The sequence below is a fragment of the Reyranella sp. genome (assembly GCF_965279465.1).
GTDB lineage: Bacteria > Pseudomonadota > Alphaproteobacteria > Reyranellales > Reyranellaceae > Reyranella.
The window spans coordinates 3,569,568-3,585,966 of sequence record NZ_OZ257242.1; the positions used below are offsets into that span (position 1 = coordinate 3,569,568).

At 65.8% G+C, this 16,399-nt stretch carries 19 protein-coding genes; 6 read left to right on the forward strand and 13 right to left on the reverse strand.

The genetic code is table 11. The features are described 5' to 3' along the window. Positions 1 to 41 precede the first annotated feature (41 nt). Positions 42 to 1,229 (forward strand): Fic family protein, encoded by a 1,188-nt coding sequence (locus tag ACQY8M_RS17435; protein ID WP_428674451.1) that lies wholly within the window; start codon positions 42 to 44, stop codon positions 1,227 to 1,229. Here ACQY8M_RS17435 and ACQY8M_RS17440 read toward each other — a convergent pair. Genes ACQY8M_RS17440 through ACQY8M_RS17450 form a run of 3 tightly spaced genes read right to left on the reverse strand, consistent with a single transcriptional unit; the run spans position 1,226 to position 2,810 of the window. Next, positions 1,226 to 1,789 carry a demethoxyubiquinone hydroxylase family protein gene (locus tag ACQY8M_RS17440; protein ID WP_428674453.1) on the reverse strand — a complete coding sequence of 188 codons (564 nt, stop codon included), beginning with the start codon at positions 1,787 to 1,789 and terminating at the stop codon, positions 1,226 to 1,228. The two genes, ACQY8M_RS17435 and ACQY8M_RS17440, sit on opposite strands and share 4 nt — an antisense overlap. Next, positions 1,786 to 2,283 (reverse strand): disulfide bond formation protein B, encoded by a 498-nt coding sequence (locus ACQY8M_RS17445; RefSeq protein WP_428674455.1) that lies wholly within the window; start codon positions 2,281 to 2,283, stop codon positions 1,786 to 1,788. Before ACQY8M_RS17445 ends, ACQY8M_RS17440 begins: the two co-directional genes overlap by 4 nt. Positions 2,284 to 2,288: 5 nt before the next feature. Then, positions 2,289 to 2,810, reverse strand: coding sequence for a YqaA family protein (locus ACQY8M_RS17450; RefSeq protein WP_428674457.1), 522 nt, complete (start codon positions 2,808 to 2,810; stop codon positions 2,289 to 2,291). 18 nt (positions 2,811 to 2,828) lie between these two features. Between ACQY8M_RS17450 and ACQY8M_RS17455 the strand changes: the two genes are divergently transcribed. Then, entirely contained in the window at positions 2,829 to 3,674 is an 846-nt protein-coding gene (locus tag ACQY8M_RS17455) for a hypothetical protein (protein WP_428674459.1), read from the forward strand. A gap of 175 nt (positions 3,675 to 3,849) precedes the next feature. Here ACQY8M_RS17455 and ACQY8M_RS17460 read toward each other — a convergent pair whose 3' ends face one another. The 8 genes from ACQY8M_RS17460 to ACQY8M_RS17495 form a co-directional block, all read right to left on the reverse strand. Further along, positions 3,850 to 4,029, reverse strand: coding sequence for a hypothetical protein (locus ACQY8M_RS17460; RefSeq protein WP_428674461.1), 180 nt, complete (start codon positions 4,027 to 4,029; stop codon positions 3,850 to 3,852). Further along, positions 4,029 to 5,030: an NAD(P)H-dependent flavin oxidoreductase gene (locus ACQY8M_RS17465; RefSeq protein ID WP_428674463.1), complete on the reverse strand. Its 1,002-nt coding sequence runs from the start codon at positions 5,028 to 5,030 to the stop codon at positions 4,029 to 4,031. Before ACQY8M_RS17465 ends, ACQY8M_RS17460 begins: the two co-directional genes overlap by 1 nt. A 14-nt stretch (positions 5,031 to 5,044) precedes the next feature. Then, the gene (locus tag ACQY8M_RS17470) at positions 5,045 to 5,710 is read right to left on the reverse strand and encodes a glutathione S-transferase family protein (protein WP_428674465.1); all 666 of its coding nucleotides are present in this window, start codon (positions 5,708 to 5,710) and stop codon (positions 5,045 to 5,047) included. A 157-nt stretch (positions 5,711 to 5,867) separates the two neighbouring features. Then, complete coding sequence (locus ACQY8M_RS17475) at positions 5,868 to 7,304, reverse strand: carotenoid oxygenase family protein (RefSeq protein WP_428674467.1); 1,437 nt, start codon at positions 7,302 to 7,304, stop codon at positions 5,868 to 5,870. An 83-nt stretch (positions 7,305 to 7,387) separates the two neighbouring features. Further along, positions 7,388 to 8,689, reverse strand: a complete 1,302-nt coding sequence (locus ACQY8M_RS17480) for an MFS transporter (RefSeq protein ID WP_428674469.1) — start codon at positions 8,687 to 8,689, stop codon at positions 7,388 to 7,390. A 145-nt stretch (positions 8,690 to 8,834) separates the two neighbouring features. Next, positions 8,835 to 10,073, reverse strand: coding sequence for a serine hydrolase domain-containing protein (locus tag ACQY8M_RS17485; RefSeq protein WP_428674471.1), 1,239 nt, complete (start codon positions 10,071 to 10,073; stop codon positions 8,835 to 8,837). Beyond that, positions 10,070 to 10,750 (reverse strand): alpha/beta hydrolase, encoded by a 681-nt coding sequence (locus ACQY8M_RS17490; RefSeq protein WP_428674473.1) that lies wholly within the window; start codon positions 10,748 to 10,750, stop codon positions 10,070 to 10,072. Before ACQY8M_RS17490 ends, ACQY8M_RS17485 begins: the two co-directional genes overlap by 4 nt. Continuing rightward, entirely contained in the window at positions 10,747 to 11,406 is a 660-nt protein-coding gene (locus tag ACQY8M_RS17495) for a DNA-3-methyladenine glycosylase family protein (protein ID WP_428674475.1), read from the reverse strand. Before ACQY8M_RS17495 ends, ACQY8M_RS17490 begins: the two co-directional genes overlap by 4 nt. A 65-nt stretch (positions 11,407 to 11,471) precedes the next feature. Here ACQY8M_RS17495 and gluQRS point away from each other — a divergent pair, with 65 nt between their 5' ends. The 3 genes from gluQRS (at position 11,472) to ACQY8M_RS17510 (ending at position 14,721) form a co-directional block, all read left to right on the forward strand. After that, positions 11,472 to 12,329: a tRNA glutamyl-Q(34) synthetase GluQRS gene (gene gluQRS / locus ACQY8M_RS17500; protein ID WP_428674477.1), complete on the forward strand. Its 858-nt coding sequence runs from the start codon at positions 11,472 to 11,474 to the stop codon at positions 12,327 to 12,329. Positions 12,330 to 12,460: 131 nt separating this feature from the next. Then, positions 12,461 to 13,618, forward strand: coding sequence for an aromatic ring-hydroxylating oxygenase subunit alpha (locus ACQY8M_RS17505; protein ID WP_428674479.1), 1,158 nt, complete (start codon positions 12,461 to 12,463; stop codon positions 13,616 to 13,618). Then, positions 13,615 to 14,721, forward strand: a complete 1,107-nt coding sequence (locus ACQY8M_RS17510) for a 5-methyltetrahydropteroyltriglutamate--homocysteine S-methyltransferase (protein ID WP_428674481.1) — start codon at positions 13,615 to 13,617, stop codon at positions 14,719 to 14,721. Before ACQY8M_RS17505 ends, ACQY8M_RS17510 begins: the two co-directional genes overlap by 4 nt. Positions 14,722 to 14,730: 9 nt before the next feature. Here the strand turns inward: ACQY8M_RS17510 and ACQY8M_RS17515 are convergent, their stop codons facing one another. Together ACQY8M_RS17515 and ACQY8M_RS17520 are read right to left on the reverse strand one after the other, a co-directional pair. Further along, positions 14,731 to 15,441 carry an aspartate/glutamate racemase family protein gene (locus tag ACQY8M_RS17515; protein WP_428674483.1) on the reverse strand — a complete coding sequence of 237 codons (711 nt, stop codon included), beginning with the start codon at positions 15,439 to 15,441 and terminating at the stop codon, positions 14,731 to 14,733. A gap of 71 nt (positions 15,442 to 15,512) precedes the next feature. Next, positions 15,513 to 15,902: a PRC-barrel domain-containing protein gene (locus tag ACQY8M_RS17520; RefSeq protein WP_428674485.1), complete on the reverse strand. Its 390-nt coding sequence runs from the start codon at positions 15,900 to 15,902 to the stop codon at positions 15,513 to 15,515. Between the two features lie 129 nt (positions 15,903 to 16,031). Here ACQY8M_RS17520 and ACQY8M_RS17525 point away from each other — a divergent pair, with 129 nt between their 5' ends. Then, a complete protein-coding gene (locus ACQY8M_RS17525; protein WP_428674487.1) occupies positions 16,032 to 16,397 on the forward strand; it encodes a PRC-barrel domain-containing protein in 366 nt (121 codons plus the stop codon). Positions 16,398 to 16,399 lie beyond the last annotated feature (2 nt).

Sequence of the window (16,399 nt, forward strand, 5' to 3'; positions counted from 1 at the left end):
GGCCTCTTGTTTAAATAGGCGATCGTCCGCATATAGCTGCGGTGACCAATCCCTTGGACGACAGCCGGCTCGGCCGCTATGTCGAAACGCCCGTTGCTGGAGAAGTCGTACGCGCCTTCGTTCCGCCGCCGCTTCCACCGACGCCACCCATTGAGCTACTGCCGCTTCTCGAGCGCCTGAGTAAAGCGGAACGAGCCTTGGGACGCTTGGATGGCATCGCGACGCTCCTGCCGCGCCAGGAGCTGTTTCTCTACATGTATGTGAGGAAGGAGGCCGTCCTTTCCTCCCAGATCGAGGGTACGCAGTCGACGCTGACGGATCTTCTTCGTTTCGAGACTGACGCTCAGGCCGGGCAACCCATCGACGATGTTCAGGAAGTCTCGAACTACGTCGACGCCTTGATGTACGGCCTGGAGCGGGTCGAGCAGCTGCCGCTTTCGCTCAGGCTCATTCGTGAAATGCATCTGCGGCTTCTTCAAAGTGGCAGAGGCAATGCAAAGAGCCCTGGCGAGTTTCGACGAACGCAGAACTGGATCGGTGGCACACGCCCCGGCAACGCCCTGTTCGTTCCGCCGCCTACCACGGAACTCATGAATTGCCTCGATGCGCTCGAAAGCTTCATCCACGAGCGAGAGTCGCGGCTGCCCGCGATCATCAAAGCAGGCTTGCTGCACGTTCAGTTCGAGACGATCCATCCCTTCCTGGATGGCAACGGTCGCATCGGCCGGCTCCTCGTCACGCTGTATCTTTGCGTGAACGGAGTACTGCATAAGCCTCTTCTCTATCTCAGCCTCTTCTTGAAAGCACATCGTGCCGACTACTATCGGTTGCTTCAGGAGGTACGTGAGCACGGCGCTTGGGAGGCTTGGCTCGAGTTCTTTCTGGACGGCGTCGCAGAAACCGCAAATCAGGCATTCGACGCCGCAACGCGCATTGTAGATTTGTTCAAGCGTGATAGGGAGCGGATCGGGTCGGAGAGCGATCGGGTGAGTTCGGCTCTTCGGGTCCACGACCTGCTTCAGCAGACTCCTTACGTTACCTCTGCTCTTCTCGTCGTGAGGACAGGCTTGAGTGCGCCAACCATCAATTCCGCGTTGGTCGACCTTTCGCGACTTGGAGTTGTAGAGGAAGTGACCGGTAGACTTCGTGGCCGTGTTTTTTCATACAAGGCATACCTAGATATTCTCAATGAAGGCACTGAGCCTTTGACGGAGCCCGCTTCCGGCTAAATCCTCATCGACAGCCAGATGGCGAGCTTGGAGCCGGCCTTGATGACCGAGGTCAGCGCCTCGTAGCCGGGCGTCTGCTCGGCGCCGGAGGCAAGCGCCTCGTCCTTGTGGCCGATCTCGTCGGCACGGAACTTCTCGATGGTGGTGCGCAGCTCCGCCTCGTCGTCGCCGAGCTGGGCGGCTTGGCCGGCATAGTGCTCCTCGATCGTCTCCTCGACGGCGACAGTGCAGGCCATCGCAGCCTTTTCGCCCATCAGCGCGGTCGCCACGCCGAGCCCGAATCCCGCCAGGCTCCAGAGCGGCGACAGCGCGGTCGGCCGGACGTGGCGTTGCGCCAGCATCCTGTCGAAGGTCGCGCGATGCTCGCGCTCGCCGCGCGCCATCGCGGCGATCTTGCGGCCCGCGTCGCCATTCGCGCGGCCGGTCCAGCGCAGCGCCGCGAGCTGGCCTTCATAGATGCGCACGGCGCCGAACTCGCCGGCCTGGTCGACGCGGATCACCCGCTCGACCAGCGCGCGTGGCTCGAGATCGCCGGGATTGCGTTGCTCGCCGGTTTTCATGGCGTCGTCCTCGCGTGGCGAATGAGGTGGCCCGACAGCAGGATCGCCAGCCCGCCCGACAGGATCGCGTTCCAGCCGGCCATCGAGATGCCCCACATCTTCCATGCCGCCTCGTCGCAACGGACCATGCGGGCGCCGAGCAGGATCTTCTTCAGCTCCTCGGCCGACAGGCCGGTGGGAATGCGGCCCGAGCAGGCCTGCGGACCTTCCCAAAGATGATACTCGACGCCGGCGTGAAAGGCGCCGATGGCCGATGTCGCGAACAGTGCCAGGATCGCCAGCAGCGTGAAGACCAGAGCGACCCGCGGCGCCGTCATCAGCGGCAGGGTGAGCAGCCCGAACAGGATCGCCAGCATGTGCGGATAGCGCTGCCACAGGCACATGTCGCACGGCGCGAGGCCGACGACGTACTGGAACCAATAGGCGCCGCCCAGCAAGGCGATGCTGCCGAGCGCTGCGATCAGGCCGATTCGGGTAGGGTAGGGGAGCGACATGGCCTCTAGTTGAACAGGAACTTCACCGCGACGAAGCCGCCGACCAGCGCGATCAGGAACAGCCACATGACCAGCGTCAGCCGCTTCTCGATGAAGGCGCGGATCGGTTCGCCGAACTTCCACAGCAAAGCTGCCACGAGGAAGAAGCGGGCGCCACGCGTCACGATCGACGCCCACACGAACGTGAAGAGATCAAAATGCGCGGCGCCTGAAGCGATCGTCACCAGCTTGTAGGGGATCGGCGTCAGGCCCTTGATGAGGATTACCCAGGTGCCGTAGCGGGCGAATTCGTCGCGGAACCTCTCCATGCCGGCCTGAAGCCCGTAGGTCTTCACCACCCAGGCGCCGATCGTCTCGAAAAAATAGAAGCCGATCGCATAGCCCAAGAGCCCGCCGAGCACCGAGCAGACCGTGCAGACCAGTGCGATCGTGAACGCCTTCTGCCGATTGGCCAGGATCATCGGCACCAGCATGACGTCGGGCGGGATCGGGAAGAACGAGCTTTCGGCGAAAGACACCACGCCCATGGCGGGAATTGCCCGGGGGTGCCCGGCGAGCCGGATCACCCAGTCATAAAGTCTGCGCATTTAGGGCGATCACTAGCAGGTGCTTCCGGGCTTTGGCAAAGTGTCGCCGAGCTGGAAGACCACCCGCGTAACAGGAATCAGCCCATCATTCGCTCTCGCAAAATCTCCCAAACGATCCTGATTGTCCTCGCCGCAGCCGTCGTCGCGGCCGTTATCGGTTTCGGCGCTCAGTACCTGCGCGGGCCGTCCTCGGCCGACGTCGAGCGCGGCGTGGAGGCGGCAAAGGACATGCCTCTCGTCGGCCTGGTGATCGCCGAAAATCCTGCTCTCGAGCAGAAGCTTCGCGCAGCCATCGCCGACGAACTGAAGAATCCCGGACAGATGCCGTCTCCGGGCGCACGGTTCGGAGTCGAGGTCAGGCAGCGATACATCATCCCGACGCTTCTCGCGGCAGACGACGACAGTGCCCTGAAGGCGACCGGCGGGATGGAGGTCCTGGCGAAGTATCTGCAGACGAAGGATCCGGTGCTCTGCCGCGAGCTCGGCCTGGCCGGCCTCCAGAATGCCAACAAGCTCGACGCCGACGGAAAGATCCTGCTCAAGCAGGCGCTCGCCTTGCAGGAGCAGGCGTATCGCAATGGCAAGGGCGGGACACCCAAGGCGGTGCTGAAGACAGAGGAGATCGGGCGCGTGCTCGGCGAGGCGGGCTATACCGACAAGGATCTCGAGCAGCTCAGCACGTTCGAGAAGCTGTCGACGGGCGACGGATGCGCCGCGACGGTCAAATTGTACGGCGCACCCAGCATCCTGCCGACCGCGCGCGGCGGCACTCTGGCCCGCTGGCTCCTCACGGTCGCGCAATAGGACCGGGGGGGCTCGACCAAAAAACCTTGCCTCCCCCGCTTGCGGGGGAGGTGGCGCGGTAATCCGCGACGGAGGGGGTGTGACGCGAGATGGTGCGTCACACCCCCTCCGACGCCGTAAGACGGCGCCACCTCCCCCGAAGACGGGGGAGGGGATCTATAAAAAAAACTGCAGGCTAAACGCTCTTGTCCTTGTCCGCGGGGTTTCGCGCGAACATCGACTCGCCGCCCTCGCGCACGGCTGACTGGCCTTGCGGAGCGTCGGACCTGGGGCGGGTGTCCGAGCGGTAGAGGTAGTAGGCGAAGCCGCCAGCGCCAAGGAGCGCGACGACCGCCAGCGCTTCGTAGAGCGACATTACTCCGCCGCGGCCTTGAGCTGCGTCGGCACCGTCTCGCCGGCGAACAGCGCGGCGCGGGCCGCATCGTACTCCGCCTTGAGCCGCGCCACGATCTCGGCCGCCGGCGGGGCGTCGAAGATCTGGCCGACGCCCTGGCCTGCGCCCCAGATGTCGCGCCACGCCTTGGCCTTCTGGTTGCCGCCGGAGTTGAAGTTCATCTTGCTCTTGTCGGCGGTCGGCAGGTCCTCGGGATCGAGGCCTGCGGCGGCGATGCTCTTCTTCAGATAGTTGCCGTGCACGCCGGTGAAGAGGTTGGTGTAGACGATCTCCTCGCCGGTCGACTCGACGATGCACTGCTTGTTGGCTTCGGTCGCATTTGCCTCCTTGGCGGCGATGAAGCGCGTGCCGAGATAGGCGAGATCGGCGCCCAGCGCCTGCGCGGCCAGGACGCTCGCACCGTTGGCTATGGACCCCGAGAGCAGGATGCAGCCGTCGTAGAACTGGCGCACTTCCGGCACCAGGGCGAAGGGCGAGAGCCGGCCTGCATGACCGCCCGCACCTGCGCAGACCAGGATGAGGCCGTCGACGCCGGCCTGCAGCGCGCGCTTGGCATGCACGATGTTGGTCACGTCATGGAACACCAGGCAGCCATAGCGCTTGGCCGAGACGACGACGTCGTCGGGCGCGCGCAGCGAGGTGATCTGGATCGGCACCTTGTACTTCTCGCAGAGCTCGACATCGTGCTGCAGCCGGTCGTTCGAGCTGTGCACGATCTGGTTGACCGCGAAGGGCGCCACCTTCTTTTCGGGATGCCTGGCCTTGTACTCGGCGAGCTCGCCGGTGATGCGCTTCAGCCACTCCTCGAGCATCTCCTTCGGACGCGCGTTCAGCGCGGGGAAGGAGCCGACGACGCCGGCCTTGCACTGCTCGATCACCAGGTCGGGATTGGAGACGATGAAGAGCGGCGCGCCGACCACGGGAATCGAAAGGTTGTCGCGCAGCAAAGCCGGAAGTGCCATGTGATGTCCTGTTCCTATTTCATCAGTTCGTAGGGACCGCCCTTGGCGAGGGCGCGTTCGTAGGCCGGCCGCGCGTGGATGCGGTCGAGGAAGGCGGCGAGCTTCGGCATCCGGCGCACGATCGGCGCGCGGGCCGAGGCGGCTTCGAGCGGGAAGCTCATCTGGATGTCGGCGGCGGTGAACTCCGGCCCGGCGAACCAGTCGCGCCGGGCGAGCTCGCTCTCGAGGAACATGAAGTGGTTGCCGATCTGCGGGTCGAGCAGGGTCGCGTTGGCGCCCTTCACGATCGCGTGGCCGACCGGCTTGAAGAGGAAGGGCAGGCGGTCGGGGATGCGGCCGAAGATCAGCTTCATCAGCAGCAGCGGCATCAGCGAGCCTTCGGCATAGTGCAGGAAGTACCGGTAATGGATGCGCTCCGCCGTGCCGGCAGCCGGGATGAACCGGCCGTTGCCGTAGGTCTCGACCAGATATTCGAGGATCGCGCCCGACTCGGCCAGCGTCTTGTCGCCGTCGGTGATCACCGGCGACTTGCCGAGCGGATGCACCGCCTTCAGCGACGCCGGCGCCTGCATCGACGGCTCGCGCTCGTAGCGCTTTACCTCGTAGTCGAGCCCGAGCTCCTCCAGCATCCACAGGATGCGCTGCGAGCGGGAGTTGTTGAGGTGGTGGACGGTGATCATCTCTCGGCGCTTCTTTCTGTCTCCTCCCCAGTCTTCTGGGGAGGTGCCCCGTAATCGGGGCGGAGGGGTCATGAACGACAGCACGACTGTCGCCCATGACCCCTCCGTCGCCGTATTACGGCGCCACCTCCCCATGAGAATGGGGAGGAAGCATTGCTCACACCGTACCCGGCCGCCAGTTGCCGTGGAAGCCTGCCGGCACGCGGCTCGACAGATGCGCCAGGGCGATCGGGCCCTTGCCGAGGTCGGTCGCCTCGAACACCGCGAGATCCGAGCGCTTTTCCTCGCCGCGATAGAGCACGCTCAGGAGCCAGCCGTCGCCCTCGGCGGCATTCTCGGACCGCGGCACGAAAATCGGCTCGCCGAAGCGGTCGTCCTTGCCGGCGCTCCAGCCTGTGCTCTTGCCGGTCTTGAGGTCGTAATGGATCAGGCCGTCCTGGCGGGGCTCGCCCGTTTTCGGATCGGTGACGTCGCCGGCGACGATCCAGCCATGGCGGTAGTCGCTCATGCAGAAGCGCTCGTCGAAGCGCGGGAACTCGCCCGAGCGGTCGTCGAGCTGCTGCTCGCGGAAGGTGTTGCCGTGACCGTCGAGGTCGAACGTCCAGCGCGTCAGCTTGGCGAACGGCAGCTCCTTCGTCGAGGGCGACCCGTCAGGCAACGGAAACAGCGGCGCTACATCGAACTTCATGACGTCGACGACGATCTTGCCGTCGTCCGTCTCGTAGTGGTTCATCGGATGGAAGACGTAGCACGGCGGCGCGCTCACCCACTTCACGTCGGCGATAGTGCCGTTGCGCGGGATGAAGGCGATGTGTGTGCCCTTGTCCGGTTCCCAGGCGAAGGGCGGCTTGCCGCTCATCGCGCGCTCCATCGACGAGGTGAGCGGGAAGATCGGCAGCACGATCCAGTTTTTCGTCACCGCGAAGTCGTGGATCATCGACGGGAACGGCCCGTCGAGGATCTCCGACCGCGTGATGCGGCCATCGGCGGTGACGGTCTGGAGGCTGACCTCCTTGCTGAAGCGGCCCTTGGCCGAGTAGCCGAAGAACACCATCTCACCGGTCACCGGGTCGAGCTTGGGATGGGCGGTGAACGGCCCGACCAGCTTGTTGCCCCAGGTCTCGTAGCCGCCGTCCGGCCCGACCGGCATCAGGGTCGCGGGATCGAGCGAGAAGGGCGCGTGCGCCTCCTCGAGCGCGAGCAGCTTGCCGCCGTGCCACACGATGTTGGTGTTGGCGATCGTCGAGTTCAGCGCCATCACCCGCGGGTCGGTGTAGCGCGGATTGCCGAAGGTGCCGGACAGGCCCTCGCCCTCCTTGTTCTCGATCTCCCACTTGGGCGTGCGCACCCAGCGGTTCTTGTACGAGACGTTGCCGTTCTCGATGTGGAACGCGTGGATCATGCCGTCGCCGCCGAACCAGTGGTACGGGCCGCGCGGCGCGAACTGCGGGTTCGGGCCGTTGCGGTACAGCGTGCCCAGCAGGTTCTTCGGCATCTCGCCGGTGATGTGCAGATGGGCGGCATCCGCCTCGGTATTCACCGGGCCGTAATAGCCCTGCAGGAAAGGATTGTCGGTCGGGAATGCCTTCGCCATGTCAGCCTCCGTTAGGGAAACGCCGTGTATCTATGAGAACGCTATCAATACACGGTGTTTCCCGCAAGAGGATTTTGGACGATTTATTTGCCCGGTGTCGGGACGGGATCGGCGGTGCCGCGACGTTCGCGGCGTTCGTGGCGGCGGCAGAGGATGTGGCCGGCGATACCGACGGCGAGGATCAGGATCCCGCAGGCAAGCTGCGTGGCGACGGCGCCCATCAGCTCGAAGCACCAGGTCGCGATGACGCTGCAGAGCAGCATGCCCGCAGCCATCACGACCAGCCTGAAGCGGAACACGCGGGCGATGTCGTGGCCATGGAACACGGTCTGCATGCGCGTGATCATCGGCACGAAGTAGAACGGGCCGCCGAGGCCGCCCAGCAGGCCGCCGATCATCATCGCGGGCAGCAGCACGCTGGCGGGCAGCAGCCAGACCGCCACGGCAAGCCAGGCGAAGCCGATACCCATCACGATGTAGCCCAGGAACATGGTCGACAGCGGATTTCGGAAGCGCACGCTGCCGGCGATGATGCTGCCGGTGAAGTCACCGACACCGTACGCGCCCATCACCAGGGCGTAGGCCGCCAGGTCGCCGAAGCCCAGGAAGGTCGGCCGGTACTCGGTGACGATCAGCGCGATCGCAAGGCTCAGCGCCACCATCCACGGGCCGTTCATCAGCGCGTTCGTCAGCAGCAGCGCGCCGGTGACCGGTTCCGACAGCATCAGGCGGAAGCCGGCCGTCACCGCCTCCCACGCGCCCCGGAGGCCGGGCTGCATGCGCACCGGGTCGCCGAGGCCGCCCTCCAGCCGCTCGCGCGCGGCGCGGATCGCGGCGCCCGACACCAGGAAGCCGATGGCCGTCGCGGTCAGGAAATGGATGACCGGCATGAAGAGATGCAGCAGCGCCGCCACCATCGGCCCGACGAGGCGGGCGATGCGATAGGTCGCGTCGAACAGCCCGTTGATCGCCTGCTGGCTGTTGCGGTCGGGCACCAGGGTCGGGATGGTGGATTGCAGTGCCGGCGAGAACACCATGCGCAGCGAGGCGAGGCCGACCGAGGAGATGATGAGCAGGGTGATCGAGAGGCCGGAGACGTAGTAGCCGATCACCGGCAGCAGGCAGAAGGCGGCACTCCACCACCGCGACACCAGCATGGCCTGCACCGGCCGCCAACGGTCGAACAGCACGCCGCCGAACAGCCCGGCCACCAGCATGGCGACGTACTGCACGCCGGTGACGAGGCCCACCATGTTGCCGGCGACCTCGACCGCGAGCCAGACGCTGGCCACCCGGAACAGGTCCTCGCCGATCGTCGAGGTGCAAAGGCCGGACCATACGGTGAGGACGGCGCGATCCTGCAGAGGGCGGAAGACGGGGAGCATCAGGGGAGCGCGCGTGCGACTGTCGACCCGAGCAAGATTGTCATCCCGAGCGTAGCGAGGGATCCTTCCGGCGACAGGAAAGATCCCTCGCTACGCTCGGGATGACAAAGTCGTTCGTGGCAAGAGCGTCGCCTGCGACTGAGCCTCACCTCACCCAAACCCCGCCGTCCTTGTTGCTGTAGCCGAGCGAGAGATAGGTCGCGTCGACCAGCGCCTGGCCGCGGTCGTTGAGCAGCAGGCCGGGGCCCATGCGGTTCATGGTGTAGCCGAACGACATCCCGGCCGCAGGATCGGCGAAACCCAGCGACCCGCCGGCGCCGACGTGGCCGAAGGCAGCGCTGCCCATGATCACGCTGTCGATGTCCGGGCCGAATATTTTCGCCCCTTCGCTGCGCTTGCGGTTATCCATCGACTTCATGAAGCCGAGCGCAAAGCGCGTCGGGATGCGCAGGGTGGCATCGTCGTGCGTCGCCATTGAGACTTCGCCCATGCAGGTAAGGGTCTTGCCATCGACCAGCTTGCCGCCGCCCCTCATTTTTCCACCGTCGGCCAGCGGCGCGTACATGCCGGCCAGCCCGCGCGCATTGGTGATGCCGTTGGCCGCGCCGATCTCCGCCGCATGGCCGGCACGCGTGTTGGCGCCGCCGGTGCGCCAGGCACCGACATTGAAGAAGAACAGCGAGGCGGGCGACGTCGGGACCTTCGAAAGGTCGGTCATGAACGGCGTCCTGGTCTGCGCCGGCTTGTAGATGTACGGGATCATCGGCGCGACCCGGGGCTCGATCGCCTCGGGCAGGCCGATCCAGAAGTCGAGCCCGAGCGGTTTGGCGATCTCGTCCTGGAAGAACGTGCCGAGCGACTTGCCCGACGCGCGCCGCACCATCTCGCCGACCGTCCAGCCGAAGGTGAAGCCGTGATAGCCGTTGCGCGTGCCGGGCACCCAGAACGGCTCCTCGGCCGCCAGCCGCTCCGTCATGTAATCCCATTCGTAAGGGCCGGAGTCCTTCACCTTTTCGCGCAGCGCCGGCACGCCGGCCGAATGGTCGAGCATCATGCGCGTGGTGACGCGTTCCTTGCCGTGCTGGCCGAACTCGGGCCACAGCTCCGTGACCGGTGCGTCGAGGTCGAGCTTGCCGCGGCTCGCCAGCACGTGGGCGCAGAGGGAGGTCGCGCCCTTGGTGCAGGAGAACACGATGCCGACCGTATCCTTCGTCCACGGTGCGTTGGTCTCCTGGTTGGCCTTGCCGCCCCACAGGTCCACGACAGTCTCGCCGCCGACGGTCACTGAAACCGAGGCGCCGACCTCGCCGCGCTCCCCGAAGTTGCGCTCGAAGGCTTCAGCAATGCGCTCGAAGCCGCGTTTACAGGTGCCGTCGATCTTCATGGTCCAGCGTTGCCCTGGGGCATTGGCAGCTTGAAGGCTTCGAGCAGGAAGCGCGCGGCGTGACCGAGGCCGGTCTCGTCGATGCCGTGGCCGAGCCCTTGCGCAATGTGCATGGCGGTCTTCACGCCGTGCTGGAGCAGCACTTCGGTGGCGCGTTCGGTGAGCTGATGCGGCAGCATCTCGTCCCTGTCGCCGTGCAGCAGCAGCACGGGAGGGCGCGACCTGATTTCCGTGCCGAGCGCATCGGGCGCGGCCAGCATGCCGGAGAAGCCGATGATGCCCGCGAGCGGCGTGGTGCGGCGCAGGCCGACGTGCAGCGCCATCATGGTGCCCTGCGAGAAACCGACGAGCACCGTCTTGCTCTCGTCGAGCCCATATCTGGCCATCGTCTCGTCGAGGAAGGTGTCGACGAACGGCGCGGCCGAGCGCACGCCCGCCGCCGCAACGGCCGGATCGAGGCGCGAGATGCCGAACCATTGATAACCCATCGGATTGCCCTCGCACGGGTAGGGCGCGTTGGGCGCGTGGAACACCACGTCGGGCATCAGCGGCGCCAGCACCGGCGCAAGCCCGATCAAATCGTTGCCGTCGGCGCCGTAGCCGTGCAGCAGCACCACGAGATGGCCGGGCTTGCCGCCCGCCAGCGGGCCGTGGCTCGGTCCGTCGATCCTGGTCATTTCCTCTCCGCCTTCGGTTCTTTTGCGCTCCAGTCGGGCATGTTGCGGCGATAGTGCCAGAGCAGCAGCGCCGCCGCACTGCGCCAGGGCCGCCATGCTTCGGCGATTTTGAGAAGCCGCTTTGCGTCGGGCCGCTTGCGCAGCTTCTTGAGATGCTGTGCGGCGATGACGAGGCCGAGATCGAGCCCCGGCATGATGTCCGGCCGGCCATGGGCGAACATCAGGTAGATCTCCGCGGTCCACGGGCCGATGCCCTTCGCCTGCGTCAGCATGGCGATCGCGGCGACATCATCAAGCTCGTGCAGCGCCTCGAAGTCGATCTTGCCCTCGACGATGTCGGAGGCGAGCGAGCGGCCGTACTTGATCTTGGCGCCGGACAGGCCGACGGCGCGCAGCTGCTCGTCGGTCATCGCCAGGAACTCGGCCGGCTCCATCGACGGCACTGCCGCCTCGAGCCTGAGCCAGATCGAGCGCGCGGCATGCACGGAGACCTGCTGGCCGACGATCGAGCGCATCAGCCCGCCGAACCCGCGCGGCACCTCGCGCAACTCGGGATGACCGACTTCCTCGATCGCGCGTGCGAAATCGGGATCGACCTTGGCGAGATGACGCATCGCCTTCTTGAGGTTCGTGGCGTCGAGGACGGGCTGGGCCATGGGCTTCGCATAGCACGCCGCGCAACAGCGCTGTAAGTTCCGTCCATGCTCTCATGTCTGCGGCCGTGACCGTCGTAACGCGATTTGCGCCTAGCCCGACGGGCGAGCTGCATCTCGGTCACGCCTATTCGGCGCGTAACGCCTGGCAGCGGGCGCGCGAGGCAGGCGGCCGGTTCCTGCTGCGCATCGAGGACATCGACATCCGCCGCAGCCGGCGCGAGTTCGAGACCGCGATCCTCGACGACCTGCGCTGGCTCGGCCTCGACTGGGACGGCGACGTGCGCCGCCAATCCGAGCATTTTGCCGACTACGGCCGGGCGCTCGACAGGCTCGATGCGCGCGACCTGATCTATCCCTGCTTCTGCACCCGCGCCGACATCGCCGCGGCGACCGATGCGCCGCACGGCCCCGACGGCCCGCTCTACCCCGGCACCTGCCGGCATCTGCCGCGCGACGAACGCCGCGCCCGCCTGGCAGCCGGCGAGGAGCACTGCCTGCGCCTCGACGCCGCCCGCGCCGCCGTCGAGGCCGGACCCTACGCCTTCACCGACGAGACACATGGCCGGATCGAGGGCGAGCCGCTGCTGTTCGGCGACGTCGTGCTGGCCCGCAAGGACACCCCGACCAGCTATCACCTCTCCGTCACCGTCGACGATCACCTGCAGGGCGTGACCCTGGTGACGCGCGGCGAGGACCTCCTGCCCTCGACGCACGTGCACGTCCTCCTGCAGCGCTTGCTCGGCTACGAGACGCCGGCTTACGCCCACCACAGGCTGCTGACCGACCCCACCGGCCGCCGCTTCGCCAAGCGCGACAGGTCACTCACGCTGCGATCTCTCCGCGAAAGCGGCAAGACGCCGGAAGAGATTTTCGAGTTGATTGATCGACTTCCTCCCCCGTCTTCGGGGGAGGTGGCGGGGTAATCCGCGACGGAGGGGGCGTGACGCGAGATGGTGCGCCACGCCCCCTCCGACGGCGTAAGACGCCGCCACCTCCCCCGAAGACGGGGGAGGAAGGGCTAGCGGCAAGCAGAAAGTCGTCCTACCCTTCCGCCATGAACAGACAAGAAGAGCTGGCCGTCGGGAGGCGGCTGATCGGGCACATCGATGCCCGTACCACCGATCTTGCGGACGACCTGTTCCGCAACCGGACCGTCAACTATTCCTGCCGCGAGCGGGCGGCGCTGGAGCGCGAGAGGCTGTTCCGTGAGCTGCCGATGTTCATGGGGCTGTCGACACGACTGCCCAAGCCCGGCGACTACCTCGCCGAGGACGTGGCCGGCATGCCCGTGCTGATGACGCGCGGCGCCGACGGGCAGGTCCGGGCCTTCGCCAACATCTGCCGCCATCGCGGCGCGCCGGTCGCGTCGGGCTGCGGCAACGCTCGGGCCTTCGTCTGCCCCTATCACGGCTGGACCTACGACTCCGCCGGCAAGCTGCTCGGCACCACCGACAAGGTGGGCTTCGCGGGCCTCGACCTCGCGGCACACGGGCTGGTACCGCTGCCCTGCGCCGAGAAATACGGCATGCTCTATATACGGGCCCGTGCGGTGGGGCCGGACGAGAGTGCGACGCTCGATATCGATGCGGCGCTTGGGCCGATGGCCGCAGACCTCGCGGCGCTCCAGCTCGACACCTACCCCCTGTTCTCGACCGATCGGGTGAACCCGCGCATCAACTGGAAGTTCGCGATCGACACTTTCCTCGAGGGCTATCACATCCCGCACCTGCACCGGAAAACCATCGGGCCGTACTTCATCGGCAACACCGGGCTGTTCGACGAAGCCGGGCTGAACGGCCGCATGTGCGTGGCTAAGACCTCGATCGACAAGCTGCGCGAACTGCCCGAGGGCGAGCGCGACTATCTCAGGCACGTGGTGGCGATCTACCAGCTCTTCCCCAACGCGTTGCTGATCTGGCAGCTCGATCATGTCGAGATTTGGCGCGCCTTCCCGGGGCGCGACGATCCGAGCCGCTGCGAGGTCGAGATGACGATCTACAAGCCGGCCGGGACGACGCGGCCGGAGTCCTACTGGGAGAAGAACCGCGACATCGCCATCCGCACGGTGATGGAGGAGGACTTCCCGCTCGGCGAGCGCATGCAGATCGGCTTCGAATCGGGAGCGACCGAAGAGGTGATCTACGGCCGCAACGAGCCGTCGCTGGTCCATTTCCACCGCTCGATCCGCAATGCCCTCGGGGTCTCCGCGTGAGCCAGCGCAGCAAGCCGCCGTTCCGCGCCGACCAGGTCGGCAGCCTGCTGCGCAGTGCGCCGGTCAAGGAGGCGCGGACGAGGCGTCTCGCCGGCGAGATCACGCCGGCACAATTTAGAGCGGTCGAAGACGCCGAGATCGCGAAGCTCGTCGCGAAGCAGGAATCGATCGGCCTGCAGGCGGTGACCGACGGCGAGTTCCGCCGCTCGTGGTGGCACTACGATTTCCTGGCCGCGCTCGACGGGGTCGAGCTGGTGAGCGTGGCGCAGGGCCTGCAGTTCAAGGGCACGCAGACCAAGGCCGAGGGTCTGCACGTCCACGGCAAGATCGACTTCCCGGCCGATCATCCGATGATCGAGCACTTCCGCTTCCTGAAGTCGGTGGCGAAGGCGGTTCCGAAGATGACCATTCCCTCGCCGACGGCTCTGCACTTCCGCGGCGGGCGGCAGGCGATCGAGAAGTCGGTCTATCCCGAGATGGAGCCGTTCTTTGCCGATCTCGGAAAGGCGTATGGCAAGGCGGTGAAGGCATTCGGTGAAGTGGGCTGCACCTACCTGCAGCTTGACGAGGTGTTCGTTGCCTATCTCTGCGACGACGCGCAACGCCAGATGCTGCGCGACCGCGGTGAGGATCCGGACAAGCTGCTGCACGTCTATGCCGATCTGGTGAACGCCGCCTGCGCCGGCCGCACGCCCGGCATGACCATCTCGATGCATCTCTGCCGCGGCAACTTCCGTTCGACCTGGATGGCGCAGGGCGGCTACGAGCGGGTTGCCGACATCCTGTTCAACGGGATGGACGTCGACGCCTACTTCATGGAGTACGACTCCGAGCGCGCCGGCGGCTTCGAGCCGCTGCGTTTTCTGCCCAGGGACAAGCACGTCGTGCTCGGCGTGATGACCTCCAAGACCGGCGCGCTGGAGAGCAAGGACCAGCTCGAGCGCCGCATCGAGGAGGCGGCGAAGTTCGCGCCTCTCGACCAGCTATGCCTCTCGCCGCAATGCGGCTTCGCCTCGACCGAGGAGGGCAATCTCCTGGCCGAGGACGAGCAATGGGCCAAGCTCGCGCGCTGCGTCGAGGTGGCGAAAGAAGTGTGGGGCTAGCGTCTCCAGCTATGCTGCCTGTGCACGCCCCGGGATCGCGCGCTTGAGCGCGGCGCGGGCCAGCAGGCGGGTTGAATCGAGTGTCGGCAGCGGCGAGTTGGCGTCGTTCACGATCAGCGGGATCTCGGTGCAGCCAAGCACGACGGCGTCGCATCCCTCGGTCTTCAGCCGGCCGATCACCTTCTGAAAGTAGGCCACGCCCTCAGGCTTGAATATCCCACGAACCAGCTCGTCCATGATGATTCGGTTGATCTCCTCGCGCTCGGCGGGTTCCGGGCGCATGTAGCCCAGCGACCGGTCGGCGAGCTTCTGCGGATAGACCTCGCTTTCGGTCAACCACTTGGTGCCGGTTATGGCAACGCGCTGAAACCCGCGCGCCTTGGCCTCGTCGGCCACGCCGGCGGCGATATGCAGCCACGGCACCGGCGAGCGCGATTCGATGAATGGCAAAGCCTGGTGGATGGTGTTGTCCGGGCAGATCACGAAGTCGGCGCCGATGCGCGCGAGCTTCTCGGCCGACGCCAGCATCATGGTGCCGACAGACTGCCAATCGCCGCGGTAGATGTGCTCCATGTATTCGCCGAACGACGGCGTATGCATCGTCACTTCGGGATGGCCATGCGCGCCGAGCAGGGCCGGCGCTTCGGTGCAGATCGTGCGGTAGCAGAGGGCAGCGCCCTCGGCCGAGCAGGCGGCGATGCCGATATGAAGGGGGGTCATCGCGGTAGTTTCGCGCCCCGCCCGGCTTATCGCAACGGCGGTATCGATGCCCTCGCGATCGAGACGTTCCGTCACTTCGAGGCGTACTTGAACTCCGGCAATGCCTTAAGGGCATCCTTGGTCGCTCCCGGTATGATCAGTTTCTCGTCGGTCTTGCGGATCGCCTCGTAGGGCAGGGCAACCAGCTTGTTCCCGACGCCCAGGAAGCCACCGACCGACAGGACCGCATAGGACGTCCGATCGTCGCCCAGGATCACGTCGTCGACCTTGCCGACCGTCTCGTTGGCGTCGTTGATGATCGACGCGCCGATCACCTTGCTGGCGCGATAGCCCGTCGAGGCCTTCACCACGTCGATTTTGGCGAGCTGAACCGTCTGCTGCGTGCCCTGCGCCTGCGCGGGCAGGGTTGCTGCAAACGACAAAAGCGAGATGGTCAAGGCGGCGACAACGGGCAAGCGCATGGGAAACCTCAGATGAAGATGTGGACATTCAACGAAATCGCACCGCAATTCGTTGCCCCGTGCCGCAACTTGGCTTCCAGCCATGGCGTTATCCAGCCACCGCAATCTGATATCGCAGGAGGAATAACGATGGCTGACGTCACCAAGATCACCAGCGGCTCGCTGATCGCGGCCGAGAAGGTCAACGGCACCGATGTCTACAACATGAACGGCGAGCATCTGGGCAGCGTCGACGACATCATGATCGACAAGGTCAGCGGCAAGGCGATCTACGCCGTAATGTCGTTCGGCGGCTTCCTTGGCATTGGCGAGAAGCAGCATCCGCTGCCCTGGTCGGCGCTGACCTATGACGAAACCAAGGGCGGTTATGTCGTGAACCTCGACAAGCGCCAGCTCGAGGACGCCCCGACGATGGATCCGGACGACGACTTCGAATGGACTCCGGACTACGGCCGCAGGGTCGACAAGTACTACGGCGCGCCGACCTACTGGTGAGC